The organism is Dictyoglomus sp. GBS (assembly GCF_055179815.1).
Window position 1 is genome coordinate 917,529 of record NZ_CM143687.1, and the last position, 16,533, is coordinate 934,061.

Below are 16,533 nucleotides of genomic sequence, written 5' to 3' on the forward strand. Positions count from 1 at the left end.
CACTGATTTAAAATTTATTTATGATGGAGGAAATGTATAAGAGAATAAAAGAAAAGATTGAGAATCTTCCAGATTCACCTGGTGTATATCTTTTTAATGATTATAATGGAAAAGTAATTTATGTGGGCAAGGCAAAAAATCTAAGAAAGAGGGTAATGTCCTATTTAACTGACGATTCTCCAAAAGTGAAATATATATTAAGAAAATCTAAGGATGTTAACTACTATGTTACCGATTCGGAAACTGAAGCTTTAATTCTTGAATCCGTTTTGATTAAAAAGTATAAACCTATAATGAATGTACAGCTAAGGGATGATAAGCAGTATCCATTGTTAAAACTTACCATAAATGAGGAATATCCAAGACTGATTAAAGCAAGAAGATTTGAAGATGATGGGGCTAAATATTTTGGCCCATATCCTCAAAGTAGTACTGTAAGAGAAACCATATCTCTCGTTAAGAAAATATTTAATCTGAGATCTTGTAATTGGAACTTACCAAAAAGCAAGCCTAAAAGGCCTTGTCTTAATTATTACATAGGTAACTGTAAGGCTCCATGTCAAGGATATGTGAGTAAGGAAGAGTATTGGGATATGGTAAAAGATGTGCTTTCTTTTTTGGAAGGTAAATATGAAAGGATAATTGAGAAATTGTTTGTAGAGATGAAGAATTATTCAGATAATTTAGAGTTTGAGAAAGCAGCAAAAGTGAGAGATAAGATAAAGACTCTTCAGAATTTAGGTGAAAGACAAAAGATTATTTCTTTTAATAATGAAAACAAAGATCTTATTCAGTTATATATTGAGGATCATAAGGCCAAAATTTTAGTATATCTTGTAAGGGAAGGTAAATTAATAGAGAAAAGAATATTTGTCTTAAATCTTTCTTATGATTTTGTTAAAGATGAAATAATTAGAGCTTTTATTCTTCAGTATTATCTTAATAGGGAAATTCCAGATATTATTATAATTCCTCAAGAAATATCTTATGAAGATTTTGATATTATTAAGTATCTTTCTGAGAAGAAAGGAGCACCTGTTAATTTAAGACTACCTGCAAATGAAGATGAAAGTAAACTTTTAGAAATGGCTTTAAAGGATTTGAGTATTGAAAGCTTAAAATCAGAGAAGGTGTGGGGAGCCCTCGTAGAATTACAAAAATTGTTTGGGCTTGATGATATACCATTGTCCATAGAAGGTTTTGATATTTCAAATCTTCAAGGCAAGGAGGCTGTAGGATCTAAAGTTTTCTTTTTTAAAGGTTTTCCTGATAAGGGTAGGTATAGACGATATAAGATAAAGTACGTAGAAGAACTTCCAAATGATTTCTTAATGCTTCAAGAGGTATTAAGAAGAAGATTAAAAATGATAGATGAAGATCCTTTGGCGGATATTGTACTCGTTGATGGGGGAAAAGGACAATTAAGCTCTGCTATGGAAGTATTTAATGAGATAGGTATAAAGCCTAAATTAATTATAGCTCTTGCTAAGGAAAATGAAGAGATTTTTCTTCCAAATAGATCAAAACCAATTATTCTTCCAAAGGATTCCCATGCTCTTCATTTATTACAACATGTAAGAGACGAGGCTCATAGGTTTGCAATCTCTTATCATAGAAAGCTTCATAGAAAAAAGATATTAGAGCCTTCCTTAATGAAAATTTCAGGGGTTGGCCGGAAAAGGTGGAAAATACTTATGGAACATTTTTCTTCTATAGAAGACATAAAAAAGGCTTCTTTAGAAGAACTAAAAAACATACCAGGAATTCCTGAAAAGGTTGCTGAAAAGATATATATGTATTTTAATGGGTAACTTTAAAGTATTTTTAATACTTTAACTTTTGACAATTTTTTATAAAAGGAGTATACATTTTAAAAAATATATTCCTTTTCCTTAAAGGAGGTTGTGAAATATGGAAATATTTACAGGAACAGATAAAGTAAAAAGAGGTCTTGCTCAGATGTTAAAAGGTGGAGTTATCATGGATGTTACTAATGCTGAGCAAGCTGAAATAGCAGAGGAAGCTGGGGCTGTTGCTGTGATGGCTTTGGAGAGGGTACCTGCTGATATTAGAGCCCAGGGTGGAGTGGCGAGAATGGCTGATCCAAAGAAGATAAAAGAGATAATGTCTGCTGTTAGTATACCTGTTATGGCTAAGGTAAGGATTGGGCATTTTGTAGAAGCTCAGATTCTTGAAGCCTTAGGTGTAGATTTTATTGATGAGAGTGAAGTATTGACACCTGCCGATGAAAAGTATCATATAAATAAGCATGCTTTTAAAGTTCCTTTTGTTTGTGGTGCCAGAGATTTAGGAGAAGCTTTAAGAAGAATTGCGGAAGGTGCAGCTATGATACGTACTAAGGGTGAGGCTGGAACAGGAAACGTGGTAGAAGCAGTAAGACATATGAGACAAATTATGGATGAAATAAGATCTTTAGTGTTAATACCTGATGATGAGTTGGTAACAAAAGCTAAAGAGTTAGGTGCTCCTTTAGAGGTGTTAATGGAAACAAAAAGGCTTGGTAGGTTCCCAGTTGTAAATTTTGCTGCTGGAGGAATAGCTACGCCTGCTGATGCAGCCTTAATGATGCATCTCGGTGCAGATGGTGTATTTGTTGGATCTGGAATCTTTAAGTCTAAGGATCCAAGAAAAAGAGCAAGGGCAATTGTTCTTGCAGTAACCTACTATGATGATCCTTATGTTTTAGCTGAAATTTCTGAGGATTTAGGAGAACCTATGCCTGGTATTGACATAAGGAAGTTGAATGAAACTGAATTACTCCAGACAAGAGGTTGGTAAAATGAGAATAGGTATACTTTCTATTCAAGGTTCCATAATTGAACATAAAAATATGCTTAAAAAATTGGATGTAGATACTATTCTTATAAAGAAGCCTGAGGATTTGGATAAGATTGATGGAATCATTATACCTGGTGGAGAAAGTACTACCTTTTTAACTGTCCTTGAAAATACAGGATTATTTAAAAAACTTCAGGATGCACTAAAGGCTGGCCTTCCTGCAATGGGAACTTGTGCAGGTTTAATTCTTCTTGCAAAAAGAATAGATAATCATCCTCATCAGAAAACTTTGGGAGTTTTAGATATTACAGTTTCAAGAAATGCGTACGGTAGGCAAAGGGAAAGCTTTTCCACCTATTTAGATATCCCAGCTATAGGAGATAAACCTTTTGAGGCCGTTTTTATAAGGGCACCTCAGATATTAGATGTAGGAAAAGATGTCAAAGTACTTGGAGTATTTATGGAAAAGCCTGTTTTTGTAGAAGAAAAAAGTATTTTAGGATTAACCTTTCATCCAGAGCTAACGGATGACACAAGAATACACGAATATTTTTTACAGAGGTGTATTGGAAGGAATGAAATGTGATTTCTGCCATAAAAATTTAGCTATATATCTTTTAGAGATAAAGGATGAGAAAGGAATAAGAAAATATTCCCTTTGTGGAGAATGCTTGCAAGAATATATTAAGAAGTTTTTTCAAAATGCCTTTTCTCAGGATAAGGAAGAAAAGAGATGTCCTAATTGCGGAAGAACCTGGAAGAAAATAGAAGAAACAGGCATGGTTGGTTGCTATTATTGTTATTCTATTTTTAAGGATGAATTAGGAGAAATAATAAAGAGTTATCATGGAAACAAAGAACATAAGGGAAAAATTCCTAAGAATACTTCTAAAAAAGAAGATATACTTAGGTATAAAATAGAATTGTCGAAGGCAGTAGAAGAAGAGGATTATGAAAAAGCAGCAAAGTTAAGAGATTTCTTGAATAAATTGAATGAGAGGAGTGGATGAGAGAATTCTATTATAAGTATCTTAAGTGGATTGGAGAAGGCAATTTACATAAAGATATAATATTAAGTACTCGGATAAGATTAGCGAGGAATGTTAGAGAATTTCCATTCCCAAATCAAGCTTCCGAACCGCAAAGAAAAAGGTTTATAAATAAGGTTGAATGGGTATTTAAAAATGACACTAAATTTAATAAAGATTACGATTTTTTAAGATTGGAGAAATTACCTAAATTAGTATCTGAAGTTTTAATAGAAAAACACCTAATAAGTGAAGATCAGTTTAATAATCTATCTGGTACAGGTCTTATTGTAAGAAAAGATGGTAAATTGAGTATTAGGTTAAATGAAGAGGATCATTTCAGAATTCAGGTTTTAAGTGGCGGATTAGAAATTAATGAGAGTTGGAAAATGCTTCAATCTTTGGAAAACCACATTTCGGAATATTTTGATTTTGCCTTTGATAATAGTATGGGTTATCTTACCTCTTGTATAACAAATTTAGGATGTGGCCTAAGAATATCTTTATTGGTACATCTACCGGGTCTAACTTTTACTGGGAAAATTAAAACTCTTTTTAGGAGGTTGAGATCTTCTAAGGTTTTGATTAGGGGTTTTTATGGTGAGAATACTAAGGCTATAGCTGGTTTTTATCAAATTGCAAGTAAATCCTCTCTGGGTTGTAGCGAAGAAGAGTTAATAAAAAAAATGGAAGAAATAGCTTTAAAAATCGTCAATGAAGAAATAAAGGCTCGAGAATTACTTTTTGAGGAAAGGAGAAGATGGGTAGAAGATATTTTTGGAAGAGCATGGGGTATTATAAATTATGCTAAATATTTAGAAAGTTTGGAGGCTATCTCTTTACTTTCTAATATTAGATTTGGTATTTTTTATAAAATAATAAATTTACCAATCAAATTATTAGATTTGTTATTGATATTAACGTTGCCTGCTCATTTACAAGTTAAATTAGGTAGAGAAATGGATTCTGAAGAAAGGGATAGGGTGAGGGCAGATTTATTGCATGATGTTTTCAAAAATTATAAAATAGATTAGGGAGGTGTCATGTTAAGGAGGTGTATAGAAAATGATGGATAAGTTGACGCAAAGAGCTTACAGAGTACTACTCTTAGCACAGGAGGAGGCAAGAAGGCTTAATTATTCTACTGTTGGTACAGAACATATTCTCCTGGGGTTACTCCGTGAGGATGGAGGCATAGCTGCTCAAGTTTTAATAAACTTGGGTCTTGATCTTAATTACCTCAGGAGTGAGATAGAGAGACTAATAGGTCGTGGTGATGGTACCTCCTATGGAGCACTTCCTTTTACTTCAAGGGCCAAGAAGGTCTTAGAGTATGCTTCTGAATCTGCGCAAGAATTGAATCATAATTATATTGGTACAGAGCATTTACTTCTTGGGTTGTTGAAGGAAGGAGAAGGTGTGGCAGCTCACGTGTTAGAGGGAATGGGAGTAAGGATAGAGGATGTTACAGTAGAAATACTTAAGTTATTAGGAGAACCAATTGATCCCGCAAAGGTAAAGGGAAGACAAATTGCTTCCCAGAATACAAATAAGAAGAAGAGAGCTATAACAGCCACCTTGGATGAATTTGGTAGAGATTTAACTCAGCTTGCAAGACAGGGCAAACTTGATCCTGTTATTGGGAGAGAAAAGGAATTAGAAAGAATAATTCAAATATTGAGTAGAAGAACTAAGAATAACCCAGTACTTGTTGGAGAACCTGGAGTAGGGAAGACAGCTATTGTGGAAGGATTAGCCCAAAAAATTGTGGAAGGAGATGTACCAGAAACATTGTTAAATAAAAGAATTGTAGCTATAGATATGGGTAGCATAGTAGCTGGTACAAAGTATAGGGGTGAGTTTGAGGAAAGAATGCAGAGAATAATAGAAGAAGTAAAGATGGCAAAGGATGTAGTTTTGTTTATAGATGAGATTCATACCTTAGTTGGAGCTGGAGCTGCTGAAGGAGCTGTAGATGCAGCTAATATTTTAAAACCTTCTTTAGCAAAAGGAGAAATTCAAGTTATTGGAGCAACAACTCCCCAAGAATATAGAAAATATATAGAAAAAGATGGAGCTTTAGAAAGGAGATTCCAACCTGTTATAGTTAATGAGCCAACTCCAGAAGAGACATTGGAAATTCTTAAGGGATTGAGAGAAAAATATGAAATTCATCATAGGGTTAAAATTTCTGATGAAACATTAGAAGAGGCTGTTAAACTTTCTGTAAGGTATATCACTGATAGATTTCTTCCTGACAAAGCTATAGATGTAATAGATGAGGCAGCTGCAAGGGTCAGACTGAAAAGACAGAAATCTACCGCTCATAGTAATTTAGAATTGGAACTTGCAAGAATAAGAGAACAAAAAGAAATAGCTATCAGAAATCAAGCTTTTGAAAGGGCTGCTCAACTTAGAGATGAGGAAAGAAGAATTGAAGAATATCTTAAGAATTTCTTAGCTACCACATCTATTGAGAATGAAGGAGTGGTAACTCCAGAGGATGTAGCTCAGGTAGTGGCAAGCTGGACTAGTATACCTGTAGCACAACTTCTTATGGAAGAAAGAGAAAGATTACTCAGAATGGAAGAAGAACTTCATAAGAGAATTATTTCTCAAGATGAGGCTGTAAGTGTTGTGTCAAGGGCTATAAGAAGATCAAGATCTGGTTTGAAAGATCCAAGAAGACCTATAGGTGCATTTATGTTCTTAGGTCCAACAGGTGTTGGAAAGACTGAGCTAGCAAGAGCTTTAGCTGAATACCTTTTTGGAAATGAAAATGCTTTAATTAGATTAGATATGTCTGAATATATGGAGAAACATACTGTATCAAGACTTATTGGTGCTCCCCCTGGATATGTAGGATATGAGGAAGGTGGTCAGTTAACGGAAAAGGTTCATAGAAGACCTTATTCTGTTATCCTATTTGATGAAATAGAAAAAGCCCATAGTGATGTTTTTAATATATTGCTGCAAATAATGGATGAAGGACAGCTTACAGATGGACATGGAAGAAGAGTTAATTTTAGAAATACCATATTAATAATGACATCTAATTTTGGCGCTGAATACTTCAAACAAGAAGCTACAATAGGGTTTGCCTCAAAAGAGGATCGAGAAAAATCCTTTGATAAGATAAAGGAAACTATCCTTTCGGAAATGAAGAAATATTTCAGACCTGAATTCTTGAATAGATTGGACGAGATTGTCTTCTTTAGACCATTAACAAGGGAAGATCTTAGAAAAATATTAGATCTTCTTTTGAAACCAGTTAGAGAAAGATTGAGAGAAAAAAAATTAGATATAGAACTTTCTGATGATGTAAAAGAATTCTTATTAGAAAAAGGGTATGATCCTCAATATGGTGCAAGACCATTGAAGAGAACTATTCAATATTATATTGAAGATCCACTTGCTGAGTTTATCCTTCAGGGCGATTTTAATGAAGGAGATATTATAAAGGCAGAACTTAGTAAAGATGGTAATATTGTTTTCAAAAAAGTCACTTTAGCAAAGGAGCCATCTAAATAAAAATGTAAATGACGAAAATCAAAACTAAATTTGTATGTCAAGTATGTGGATACGAAAGTATAAGATGGTTTGGCAGATGTCCTAACTGTCAAAGTTGGAATTCCTTTATAGAAATTTCTGAAAAGGAAAGTAAAACATTAAAAGGTGAAGAAAATTTAAAAGTTGTAAGATTAGATTCTATATCACAACTAGAAGAGAAAAGACTACAAAGTGGGTTAAGAGGATTTGATTTTATATTGGGAGGGGGGATTGTTGAGGGGGCTGTAATTTTATTAAGTGGAGAACCAGGGATAGGAAAATCTACTCTACTTTTACAAATTGCTGTTGCTATTCAGAGTAAAAATGCAAAGGTTTTATATTTATCGGCAGAAGAGACTCTTTCGCAAGTAGGAATTAGGCTTAAGAGAGTTTCAAAAAATAGTTCAAATCTTCAAATAGATTTTGTATGTGAAAGGGATATTGAGGCGATTTTACCCTTTATAGAAAAATCTGATTATTCTTTGGTAATTGTGGATTCTATTCAAACTGTTTATTCCTCTGAATTTCCTACATCTCCTGGTAATGTAGTTCAAGTAAGGGAATGTACTAATAAGATGGTAAATTTTGCAAAAAAAACAAAGATCCCTGTAATTTTAGTAGGCCATGTAACAAAGGAAGGAGATATAGCAGGTCCAAAATTATTAGAACATTTAGTGGATGTGGTCTTGTATCTGGAAGGGGAAAGATATAGTGATTTGAGAGTACTTAGGGTTGTAAAAAATAGGTTTGGACCAACTAATGACTTTCTGCTTTATGAGATGAAGGATGAGGGTTTAATTGAAGTTGAAGATATTTCTCAAAGATTACTTGAGAATAGGAATTTAGCTATATCAGGATCAATAGTTATACCAATAATGGAAGGTACAAAGCCTTTATTAGTTGAAGTACAAGCATTGGTTAGTAAAACCAATACAACGTATCCAAGAAGAATTACATCAGGAATAGATTTGAATAAGGTAATACTTCTTTTAGCAGTTTTAGAGAAAAAACTTAGAATTAATTTTTCTGATAAAGATGTTTTTCTCAATGTAGTAGGAGGCTTAAAAATTGAAGAGCCTGCAATTGATTTAGGGATAGTGTTGGCCATACTCTCTGCTCTAAAGGATAAACCTCTTCCCCATGATTTGATAGCAATAGGTGAGATAGGATTAGGAGGAGAAGTAAGAAGTATACCACATTTAGAAAAGAGAATTTTGGAAGCAAAGAAATTTGGTTTTATAAAAGCAATAATTCCTTCTAAAAGTAAAATTATAGATCAAGAGGATTTTTATTTCATTCCTGTTTCTAATATTTTAGAAATAGAGAAGGTGTGGGGTTAAAATGGCAGAGCCAAAAAAATTTGTTGTACAAGCATTGAAGTTTGTGGCTCCAGGTACACCCTTAAGGGAAAGCTTAGAGCAGATTGTAAAAGCAAAAACCGGAGCATTAATAGTAATAGGAGAGTCAGAGAAACTTAAACCAATTATGAATGGTGGATTTCCACTAGATATAGAATTTACCCCCAATAGGCTTTATGAGCTTTCAAAGATGGATGGAGCAATAATACTGAGTAAAGAAGCAAAGAAAATTCTTTATGCAAATGTGATGTTATTACCTGATCCCAATATTCCTTCTTCTGAAACAGGAGCAAGACATGCTACAGCAGAAAGAGTGGCAAGGCAGATAGGATGTTTAGTTATTAGTGTTTCTCAAAGAAAGGATACGATTACCCTTTTTCAGAATGATTGGAAGTATGTTCTAAGAGATGTAGGAGAAATATTAACTAAAGCCTCTCAAGCGCTTCAAACTATGGAAAGATACAGGAATATATATGATGATCTTTTGAATAGGTTAAATTCTTTAGAATTGGAAAATCAAGTCAACCTTTATGATGTGCTTATATTTTTGCATAGGGCATGTATGCTATTCACAATTCATAAAGAAGTAGAGAATTATCTTATAGAACTTGGCATAGAAGGAAGGTTAATTGAAATACAGTTAGAAGCTTTACTTGCAGGTGTTAAGGAAGAGACAATTTTGGTTATAAAAGATTACAAGAGGAAGCCTACTGAAGCAGATGAAATTTTGAAGGAGCTTTTAGATAATTTCAAAGGAAATTTTCAAGAGTTTGCTATAGTTGCAGGTGAGATATTGGGATACAAGAAAGAAGAGATAGAAATAAGTATATTAGTAACACCAAGAGGTTATAGAATTCTAAATCGAATAACATCTATTCCGTCTGCTATTATTGATAATATTGTAGAATATTTTGGTAGTTTGCCTAAAATTATAGAAAGTAGTTTCGAGGATCTTGATAATATAGAAGGGGTTGGGGAGGTGAGAGCTAAAAAAATAAGAGAGGCTTTAAGCAGGTTACAAAGAATTTCTTCAGTTTTTTAATATTTATTTTTTTAGGGGATTTATTTAAATATTTTTTTTGGGGGACTGAGATTTTATGAAAAAACTTTGGAAATTATGGTTTATAATAGTTTCTTTGTTATTTGTAGGTCTCTTAGTTTTTTCATTCATGTCTTTTTTTTATAACAAATGCAATACTCTTTATATATTAAATTTTATTTTTGCCTTTTTAGTCTTTGCTATATATATTTATTTTATTTTCAGAATGAGGTTTTTTGATTTTAATAATTTCCCGTATGTAAAAATACTTGATACAAGTGTAATTATAGATGGAAGAATAGTAGATATATTGAAGACAAATTTTATAGAAGGTAAAATAATTATTCCCCGCTTTATTTTAAAGGAATTGCAACAACTCGCCGATTCTTCAGAATCTTTAAAAAAGAATAGGGGAAGATTTGGACTTGATAATCTAAATCAAATAAGAAAAGAATTGGGAGATCAAGTAGTAATTGTAGATATGGACTTTCCTAAAATTCAAAGTGTGGATTCTAAATTGGTAAAGTTAGCGAAACTTTTGAAGGGTAAAATAGTAACTAATGATTATGGATTAAATAAACTTGCTAAAATAGAAGGTATAACGGTGTTAAATATAAATGAGTTATCGAATGCTGTAAAACCAATATATTTACCAGGAGAAGAGCTTACTCTAAATATTGTTAAAGAAGGAAAAGAGGCTGGACAAGGGGTTGCCTATTTAGAGGATGGAACTATGGTGGTAGTGGAAAATGGAAGAAAATATATAGGACAAACTGTAAAAGTTGTTGTTACAAGTGTCTTTCAAACTGCTGCAGGAAGACTTATCTTTGGTAGGGTAAGGGAGGATAAGGATCATTGGAAAAAATAGTAGGTATAATTGTGGCTGGAGGAAAGAGTGTAAGATTTGGGGATGATAAACTTCTTGTGGAAATTAAAGATAAGCCTCTGATTTACTATTCTTTGAGGACTTTTGATAGGGTCAAAAGAATATCAGAGTTAATATTAGTAGTTAGAGAGGATAAGATAAATTTTTATCAAGAAAAGATTAAAGAATGGAATTTATCAAAAAAAATAAAATTAGTAGTAGGGGGCAAAGAAAGGCAACATTCTGTCTGTAATGGGATTAGGAGTATCGAGGAACCATGTGAATATGTAATAATACATGATGCAGCAAGACCCTTTGTAAAGATAGAGAATATAGAGAAATTAATAGATTTTTGTATTGAAAGAAAAACTTCTGGTATTTTAGGTATCCCTTCAAAAGATACAGTAAAGTTAGTAGATGAAAAAGGAAGGGTAGAGGCTACCTTAGAAAGAAAAAAGATATGGCTTATTCAAACACCCCAAATGTTTCCATATAATTTATTATTAGAAGCTCATAATAAGGCTCTTCAAGATGGATTTTTAGGCACCGATGATGCTGTATTATTAGAAAGATTGGGTTATCCAGTATACATAGTGGAAGGAGATCCTTTTAACATAAAAATTACTACAAAGGAAGATTTAATATGGATAGATTACATTTCCAAAATATTAGAGTTGGTTTAGGTTATGACGTACATCCTTTTGAAGAAGGAAAAGATTTATATATAGGTGGGGTAAAGATTCCTTATCCAAAGGGATTAAAGGGACATTCTGATGGAGATGTACTTATTCATGCTATCTCGGATGCTCTTCTTGGTGCCTCTGGACTTTATGATATTGGATATTATTTTCCAAATACGGATATAAATTATAAAGGCATATCAAGTATACTCATACTAGAAAAAGTAAGAAGTCTTTTAGAGGAAAGAAAGATAAAAATTATTAATATTGATGGTATGATTATTGCAGAAGAGCCAAAGGTTTTACCTTATAGAGAAGCTATTATTGAGAAAATATCTTTTACTTTAGGAATAGATAAATCAGCTGTAAATATAAAGGCTACTACTAACGAAGGATTGGGTTTTATTGGGAGAAAAGAGGGAATTGCAGCCTTTGCAGTAGTTTTAATTGCATATTGAATAAAAGGAGAGTTTTTATGGAAGAGAAAATATATGGAAAAAATCCTGTTTTAGAGGCTTTAAAAGGAGATTTGAATATAAACAAGATTTATATTGCAAAGGGTATTCATTTTGATAAAAAATTCAAGGAGATAATAAACCTTGCTAAAGAGAAAAATATACCTATTCAATATGTGGATAGAAATTTTATTGATAATGAAGTAAAAGATAATTCTCAAGGTATATTAGCTATTGTCTCATCTGTTCCATATGTTTCTTGGGAAGACTTAAAAACAAAGTTGGATAATAATAGCATAATCGTAATTTTAGATCATATTCAAGATCCGAGAAACTTAGGTGCGATTGCTCGAACCTGTGAGTTTTTAGGGGCATCTGCTATTGTAATCCCTAAATTTAGAAGTGTTGGATTAACTCCTACTGTTTTTAAGGCTTCAGCTGGTGCTTTATCTTTTATACCTGTTGTTAGAGTATCTAATGTGGCAAATTTTTTAAGGGATCTTAAAGAGGAGAATTTCTTTATAGTAGGCGCGGATTTGGATACTGATATTGAATTCGATAAAGTAAAATACAGATTTCCTTTGGCTTTAGTAATAGGGAGCGAAGGTGAGGGTCTTCACAGGCTTGTTAAAGAATCTTGTGATTTTTTAGTGAAGATATCACCCTATGGAAAAGTGAACTCATTGAATGTATCAGTTGCTCTTGGAATTATTTTGTATAAGATAAGAGAAAGTCTATGAGGGATAAATTAGAAGATTTTCTTTTTTATTTGAAATTCGAAAAAAATTTATCCTCTAATACTTTAGAAGCATATAAAAGGGATTTAGAACATTTTATTTCATTCTTAAAAGGAGAGAAGAAGAATTTAAAGGATTTTAATAGAGAAGATTGGCAGAAATATCTATCTACCTTATATAAGGAGTATAAGATAAAATCTATTGCCCGAAAGATTTCAGCTATAAGAACTTTTTTGAAATTTCTCATAAGAGAAGGCTATCTTTCTAAAAATTATGGAAGTATAATACTGACTCCTAAAATACCTATTTATCTTCCTGAGGTTTTAGATAAAAAAGAGATAGATAGTATTTTAGATCTTCCTGATCCTTCCTCTCCTTTAGGTATTAGGAATCAGGCTATTTTGGAAACCCTATACGGTACAGGTATAAGGGTTTCTGAGTTAGTTAATCTAAATTTATACAATGTTAACTTGAAAGAAAAATATATAAGGTGTTTTGGAAAAGGAGAAAAGGAAAGAATTGTTCCAATAGGAGAGTACGCTTCAGAGAGTATTGAGAAATATCTTAAAGTAAGGGAATATTTTAAGCCTGTAGATAGCGATGCTTTATTTTTAAATAAAAAAGGATATAGGATTACAAGACAAGGTGTTTGGTATATCATAAAAGTATATTCTAAGGTCTTAGGTTTATCTAAAAAAGTATCTCCACATACTTTTAGACATACCTTTGCTACTCATTTACTGATGAATGGTGCTGATATCCGTATTGTTCAGGAGCTTCTTGGTCACTCTGATATATCTACGACGCAAATATATACTCATGTAGTTTCTAGTAAATTACATGAAGTTTATAGAAGAGCACATCCTTTGGGGCGGAGGCAAGAAAAATGAAACGTGTAATATTAATAGTATTAGATGGAGTGGGAATTGGTGAGCTTCCTGATGCTTCTAAGTATGGAGATGAAGGAAGTAACACATTAGCAAATACAGCAGAAGCAGTGGGAGGATTAAATTTACCTAATATGGGTAAATTAGGTTTATCTAATATATATCCTATAAAAGGAATTCCTTACGAAGAAAAGCCTTTGGCATTTTATGGAAAGATGGCTGAAGCTTCTCCAGGAAAAGATACTACTACTGGTCATTGGGAAATATCAGGTATAATTTTGGATAAACCCTTTCCTACTTACCCAAATGGATTTCCAAAAGAAATAATAGAAAAATTTGAAAAAGCTATTGGGAGGAAAGTTTTAGGGAATAAGCCTGCTTCAGGAACAGAGATAATTAAGGAATTGGGAGAAGAACATATTAAAACTGGTTATCCTATTGTTTACACATCAGCAGATAGTGTGTTTCAGATTGCAGCTCATGAGGATATTATCCCTGTAGAAGAGTTATATAGAATGTGTGAAATAGCTCGTAGTATTTTACATGGTGAACATGCGGTTGCAAGGGTTATTGCGAGACCTTTTGCAGGAACCTCTGGAAATTTTTATCGTACTCCTAAGAGAAAAGATTTTTCATTACCTCCGCCCCGTAATACTCTTTTAGATCTTTTAAAAAATAATGATTATGATGTAATTGGGGTAGGAAAGATAGAAGATATTTTTGCAGGAAGAGGATTAACATATTCTCTTCATCAAAAAAATAATGCAGAGGGTATAGAAAATATTTTTCTTGCTTGGAACGAATTAAAAGAGGGTCTCATTTTTGTAAATTTAGTAGATTTTGATACCCTTTACGGTCATAGAAATGATCCTTTGGGTATGGCTAAAGCTTTGGAAGAGTTTGATAAAGCCTTACCAATGATTATGAAATTATTATCTGATAAAGATCTTTTAATAATAACCGCAGATCATGGATGTGATCCTACAACTCCAAGTACGGATCATTCAAGAGAGTATGTTCCTCTGCTTATCTATTCTCCAGATTTTAAAAACAACTATTCTTTAGGGATACAAAGGACATTTGCTAATTTAGGAAAGACGATAGCAGATTACTTTAAGGTTGAAAATAATCTTGATGGGGAGAGTTTCTTAAGTATTATTCAGAAAGGGTGGAATATATTATGAATATGGTAGATCTTATTATTAAAAAGAGAGATGGATATCCATTAACTGACGATGAAATATCATATATAGTTAATGGTTATGTAAAGGGAGATATACCAGATTATCAAATGTCGGCTTTGCTTATGGCAATTTATTTTAGAGGTATGAATATTCAAGAGATTGTTTCTTTAACAAAGGAAATGGCTTTTTCAGGTAAGGTTTTAGATTTATCAAATATTCCAGGAACAAAAATAGATAAACATAGTACAGGGGGTGTAGGTGATAAAACAACATTAGTTTTTGCTCCTCTTATTGCATCCTTAGGGTATCCTGTACCAAAAATGTCAGGAAGGAGTCTGGGACATACAGGAGGTACTATTGATAAATTAGAGTCAATCCCAGGTTTTAGAACTTATTTATCCGATGAAGAATTTATTAAGCAAGTTAAAGAAATAGGAATAGCTATAGTAGGTCAAACAGAGAATTTAGTACCAGCTGATAAAAAAATATATGCTTTAAGAGATGTAACAGGAACTGTTGATTCTATTCCTCTTATCGCAAGTAGCGTAATGAGTAAAAAGATAGCAGGAGGTTCGGATGTAATTGTATTGGATGTTAAGGTAGGTAAAGGTGCATTTATGAAAGATATAAATTCAGCTAAGGAGTTGGCTAAAATCATGGTTGAGATTGGAAAAAATATGGGTAGAAAAATGGCTGCTGTAATATCTCAAATGGACCAGCCCTTAGGAAACGCTGTTGGTAATTCTTTAGAAGTATTAGAGGCAATAGAGGTATTAAAGGGTAGAGGCCCTTCAGATCTAATAGAGTTAGTAACGGTTTTATCAATTGTTGCCCTTAAAGTTGCTGGAGAAGAAGATGACGAGATTTTGAGAGAAAAAGTTAAGAGTGCTTTGCTAAGTGGAAAGGCTTTGAATAAACTTAGAGATTTAATAATTTATCAGGGTGGAGATTTTAAGATTATTGATGATTACTCTCCTCTTTTAAATGCCAAAGTACAAAAGGAGATATATACCTTAGAAGAAGGGTATATTGAAGAGTTAGATGCATACAGGGTAGCTCAAACGGTGATGACCTTAGGTGCAGGAAGGGCTAAAAAGGATGATAAAATTGATCTTTATGTTGGTTTAAAATTGCATAAGAAGATAGGAGATAAAGTTACTAAAAATGAACCTATAGTAACTTTTTATGCTAATGATGCTGAAAAATTAAGAAAAGCTCAAGAGATATTTAAAGAAGCGATAAAAATAGGTCCCCATAAAAGGGAGCCATTACCATTAATATTGGATATAATTATGTAGGAGGTATTTATGGTATTTAATAACTTAGTATTATATTTGTGGAGAATAGTAGCCATATTGATAGCAATAACAGTTCATGAATATGCTCATGGAAAGATGGCTGAAATAGAAGGAGATCCTACTCCTCGTCTTTCAGGTAGGTTAAGCTTGAACCCTTTAGCTCATATAGATCCTATTGGTTTTTTAATGCTACTTCTTTTTAGGTTTGGTTGGGCAAAGCCTGTTCCAGTTAATTTTGATAATTTAAGAAGGGGAGAAAAAAGTATAGTTTTAGTATCTTTGGCTGGTCCTTTTGCTAATTTTACCTTAGCTTTTTTAGTAAGTATGTTTTGGAGAATAGAAGGATTATATATTCCGATTGGTTTTATCAGATTCTGTATAGAGCTTGCTATTCTTAATGTTTTTTTAGGCGTTTTTAATTTAATACCTATTCCCCCTTTAGATGGTTCTCATGTATTAGAAGCGATTCTTCCTTATAAATATAGAAGGTATTATCGATCTTTAGGAATTTATGGCATATTTATCCTAATGATTCTTATTTTGACTAATGTTCTTTATATAATTATGAGTCCCTTTTTAAGTTTCTTCTTTTATCTTTTAGGACTAAATTTTTGATATAATCCTATCTTGAAAAAATACTGAATTATCTAGGAG

The 16,533-nt window shown here is 32.6% G+C and carries 15 protein-coding genes and 1 pseudogene; all 16 read left to right on the top strand.

What is annotated here, in order from left to right; translation table 11 throughout:
• Positions 1-32: 32 nt before the first annotated feature.
• A complete protein-coding gene (uvrC, locus tag ACY3IT_RS04315) occupies positions 33-1,811 on the top strand; it encodes an excinuclease ABC subunit UvrC (RefSeq protein WP_463083553.1) in 1,779 nt (592 codons plus the stop codon).
• Between the two features lie 100 nt (positions 1,812-1,911).
• Positions 1,912-2,799 (top strand): pyridoxal 5'-phosphate synthase lyase subunit PdxS, encoded by an 888-nt coding sequence (gene pdxS, locus ACY3IT_RS04320; protein WP_463083554.1) that lies wholly within the window; start codon positions 1,912-1,914, stop codon positions 2,797-2,799.
• Position 2,800: 1 nt separating this feature from the next.
• Complete coding sequence (gene pdxT / locus ACY3IT_RS04325) at positions 2,801-3,385, top strand: pyridoxal 5'-phosphate synthase glutaminase subunit PdxT (RefSeq protein ID WP_463083555.1); 585 nt, start codon at positions 2,801-2,803, stop codon at positions 3,383-3,385.
• A complete protein-coding gene (locus ACY3IT_RS04330; RefSeq protein ID WP_463083556.1) occupies positions 3,375-3,809 on the top strand; it encodes a UvrB/UvrC motif-containing protein in 435 nt (144 codons plus the stop codon). The genes pdxT and ACY3IT_RS04330 overlap by 11 nt, the downstream gene beginning before the upstream one ends.
• On the top strand, positions 3,806-4,861 hold the full coding sequence (locus ACY3IT_RS04335; protein WP_463083557.1) for an ATP--guanido phosphotransferase: 1,056 nt from the start codon (positions 3,806-3,808) through the stop codon (positions 4,859-4,861). The genes ACY3IT_RS04330 and ACY3IT_RS04335 overlap by 4 nt, the downstream gene beginning before the upstream one ends.
• 31 nt (positions 4,862-4,892) lie before the next feature.
• Positions 4,893-7,358 (top strand): ATP-dependent Clp protease ATP-binding subunit, encoded by a 2,466-nt coding sequence (locus tag ACY3IT_RS04340; protein WP_463083558.1) that lies wholly within the window; start codon positions 4,893-4,895, stop codon positions 7,356-7,358.
• Between the two features lie 8 nt (positions 7,359-7,366).
• A complete protein-coding gene (radA, locus tag ACY3IT_RS04345; RefSeq protein WP_463083559.1) occupies positions 7,367-8,716 on the top strand; it encodes a DNA repair protein RadA in 1,350 nt (449 codons plus the stop codon).
• 1 nt (position 8,717) lies between these two features.
• Positions 8,718-9,776 (top strand): DNA integrity scanning diadenylate cyclase DisA, encoded by a 1,059-nt coding sequence (disA, locus tag ACY3IT_RS04350; RefSeq protein ID WP_463083560.1) that lies wholly within the window; start codon positions 8,718-8,720, stop codon positions 9,774-9,776.
• Between the two features lie 259 nt (positions 9,777-10,035).
• Positions 10,036-10,641 (top strand): annotated as a pseudogene (locus tag ACY3IT_RS04355) (TRAM domain-containing protein); the annotation flags it as partial.
• A complete protein-coding gene (gene ispD / locus ACY3IT_RS04360) occupies positions 10,629-11,321 on the top strand; it encodes a 2-C-methyl-D-erythritol 4-phosphate cytidylyltransferase (protein WP_463083561.1) in 693 nt (230 codons plus the stop codon). The pseudogene ACY3IT_RS04355 and the gene ispD, both read left to right, overlap by 13 nt.
• A complete protein-coding gene (ispF, locus tag ACY3IT_RS04365) occupies positions 11,282-11,776 on the top strand; it encodes a 2-C-methyl-D-erythritol 2,4-cyclodiphosphate synthase (RefSeq protein WP_463083562.1) in 495 nt (164 codons plus the stop codon). The genes ispD and ispF overlap by 40 nt, the downstream gene beginning before the upstream one ends.
• 17 nt (positions 11,777-11,793) lie before the next feature.
• On the top strand, positions 11,794-12,513 hold the full coding sequence (gene rlmB, locus ACY3IT_RS04370; protein WP_463083563.1) for a 23S rRNA (guanosine(2251)-2'-O)-methyltransferase RlmB: 720 nt from the start codon (positions 11,794-11,796) through the stop codon (positions 12,511-12,513).
• Positions 12,510-13,400, top strand: a complete 891-nt coding sequence (xerD, locus tag ACY3IT_RS04375; protein ID WP_463083564.1) for a site-specific tyrosine recombinase XerD — start codon at positions 12,510-12,512, stop codon at positions 13,398-13,400. The genes rlmB and xerD overlap by 4 nt, the downstream gene beginning before the upstream one ends.
• Positions 13,397-14,581, top strand: a complete 1,185-nt coding sequence (locus ACY3IT_RS04380) for a phosphopentomutase (RefSeq protein ID WP_463083565.1) — start codon at positions 13,397-13,399, stop codon at positions 14,579-14,581. Before xerD ends, ACY3IT_RS04380 begins: the two co-directional genes overlap by 4 nt.
• The gene (locus tag ACY3IT_RS04385) at positions 14,578-15,879 is read left to right on the top strand and encodes a pyrimidine-nucleoside phosphorylase (protein ID WP_463083566.1); all 1,302 of its coding nucleotides are present in this window, start codon (positions 14,578-14,580) and stop codon (positions 15,877-15,879) included. Before ACY3IT_RS04380 ends, ACY3IT_RS04385 begins: the two co-directional genes overlap by 4 nt.
• A 9-nt stretch (positions 15,880-15,888) precedes the next feature.
• Positions 15,889-16,494, top strand: coding sequence for a site-2 protease family protein (locus tag ACY3IT_RS04390; RefSeq protein ID WP_463083567.1), 606 nt, complete (start codon positions 15,889-15,891; stop codon positions 16,492-16,494).
• Positions 16,495-16,533 lie beyond the last annotated feature (39 nt).

Bases quoted from the DNA above. Each gene is read 5' to 3' on its own strand.
- ACY3IT_RS04390 (WP_463083567.1), top strand. From the start codon at position 15,889: ATGGTATTTAATAACTTAGTATTATATTTGTGGAGAATAGTAGCCATA.
- disA (WP_463083560.1), top strand. From the start codon at position 8,718: ATGGCAGAGCCAAAAAAATTTGTTGTACAAGCATTGAAGTTTGTGGCT.
- xerD (WP_463083564.1), top strand. From the start codon at position 12,510: ATGAGGGATAAATTAGAAGATTTTCTTTTTTATTTGAAATTCGAAAAA.
- ACY3IT_RS04380 (WP_463083565.1), top strand. From the start codon at position 13,397: ATGAAACGTGTAATATTAATAGTATTAGATGGAGTGGGAATTGGTGAG.
- ACY3IT_RS04340 (WP_463083558.1), top strand. From the start codon at position 4,893: ATGATGGATAAGTTGACGCAAAGAGCTTACAGAGTACTACTCTTAGCA.
- ACY3IT_RS04330 (WP_463083556.1), top strand. From the start codon at position 3,375: ATGAAATGTGATTTCTGCCATAAAAATTTAGCTATATATCTTTTAGAG.
- pdxT (WP_463083555.1), top strand. From the start codon at position 2,801: ATGAGAATAGGTATACTTTCTATTCAAGGTTCCATAATTGAACATAAA.
- rlmB (WP_463083563.1), top strand. From the start codon at position 11,794: ATGGAAGAGAAAATATATGGAAAAAATCCTGTTTTAGAGGCTTTAAAA.
- ACY3IT_RS04335 (WP_463083557.1), top strand. From the start codon at position 3,806: ATGAGAGAATTCTATTATAAGTATCTTAAGTGGATTGGAGAAGGCAAT.
- ACY3IT_RS04385 (WP_463083566.1), top strand. From the start codon at position 14,578: ATGAATATGGTAGATCTTATTATTAAAAAGAGAGATGGATATCCATTA.
- ispF (WP_463083562.1), top strand. From the start codon at position 11,282: ATGGATAGATTACATTTCCAAAATATTAGAGTTGGTTTAGGTTATGAC.
- uvrC (WP_463083553.1), top strand. From the start codon at position 33: ATGTATAAGAGAATAAAAGAAAAGATTGAGAATCTTCCAGATTCACCT.
- radA (WP_463083559.1), top strand. From the start codon at position 7,367: ATGACGAAAATCAAAACTAAATTTGTATGTCAAGTATGTGGATACGAA.
- pdxS (WP_463083554.1), top strand. From the start codon at position 1,912: ATGGAAATATTTACAGGAACAGATAAAGTAAAAAGAGGTCTTGCTCAG.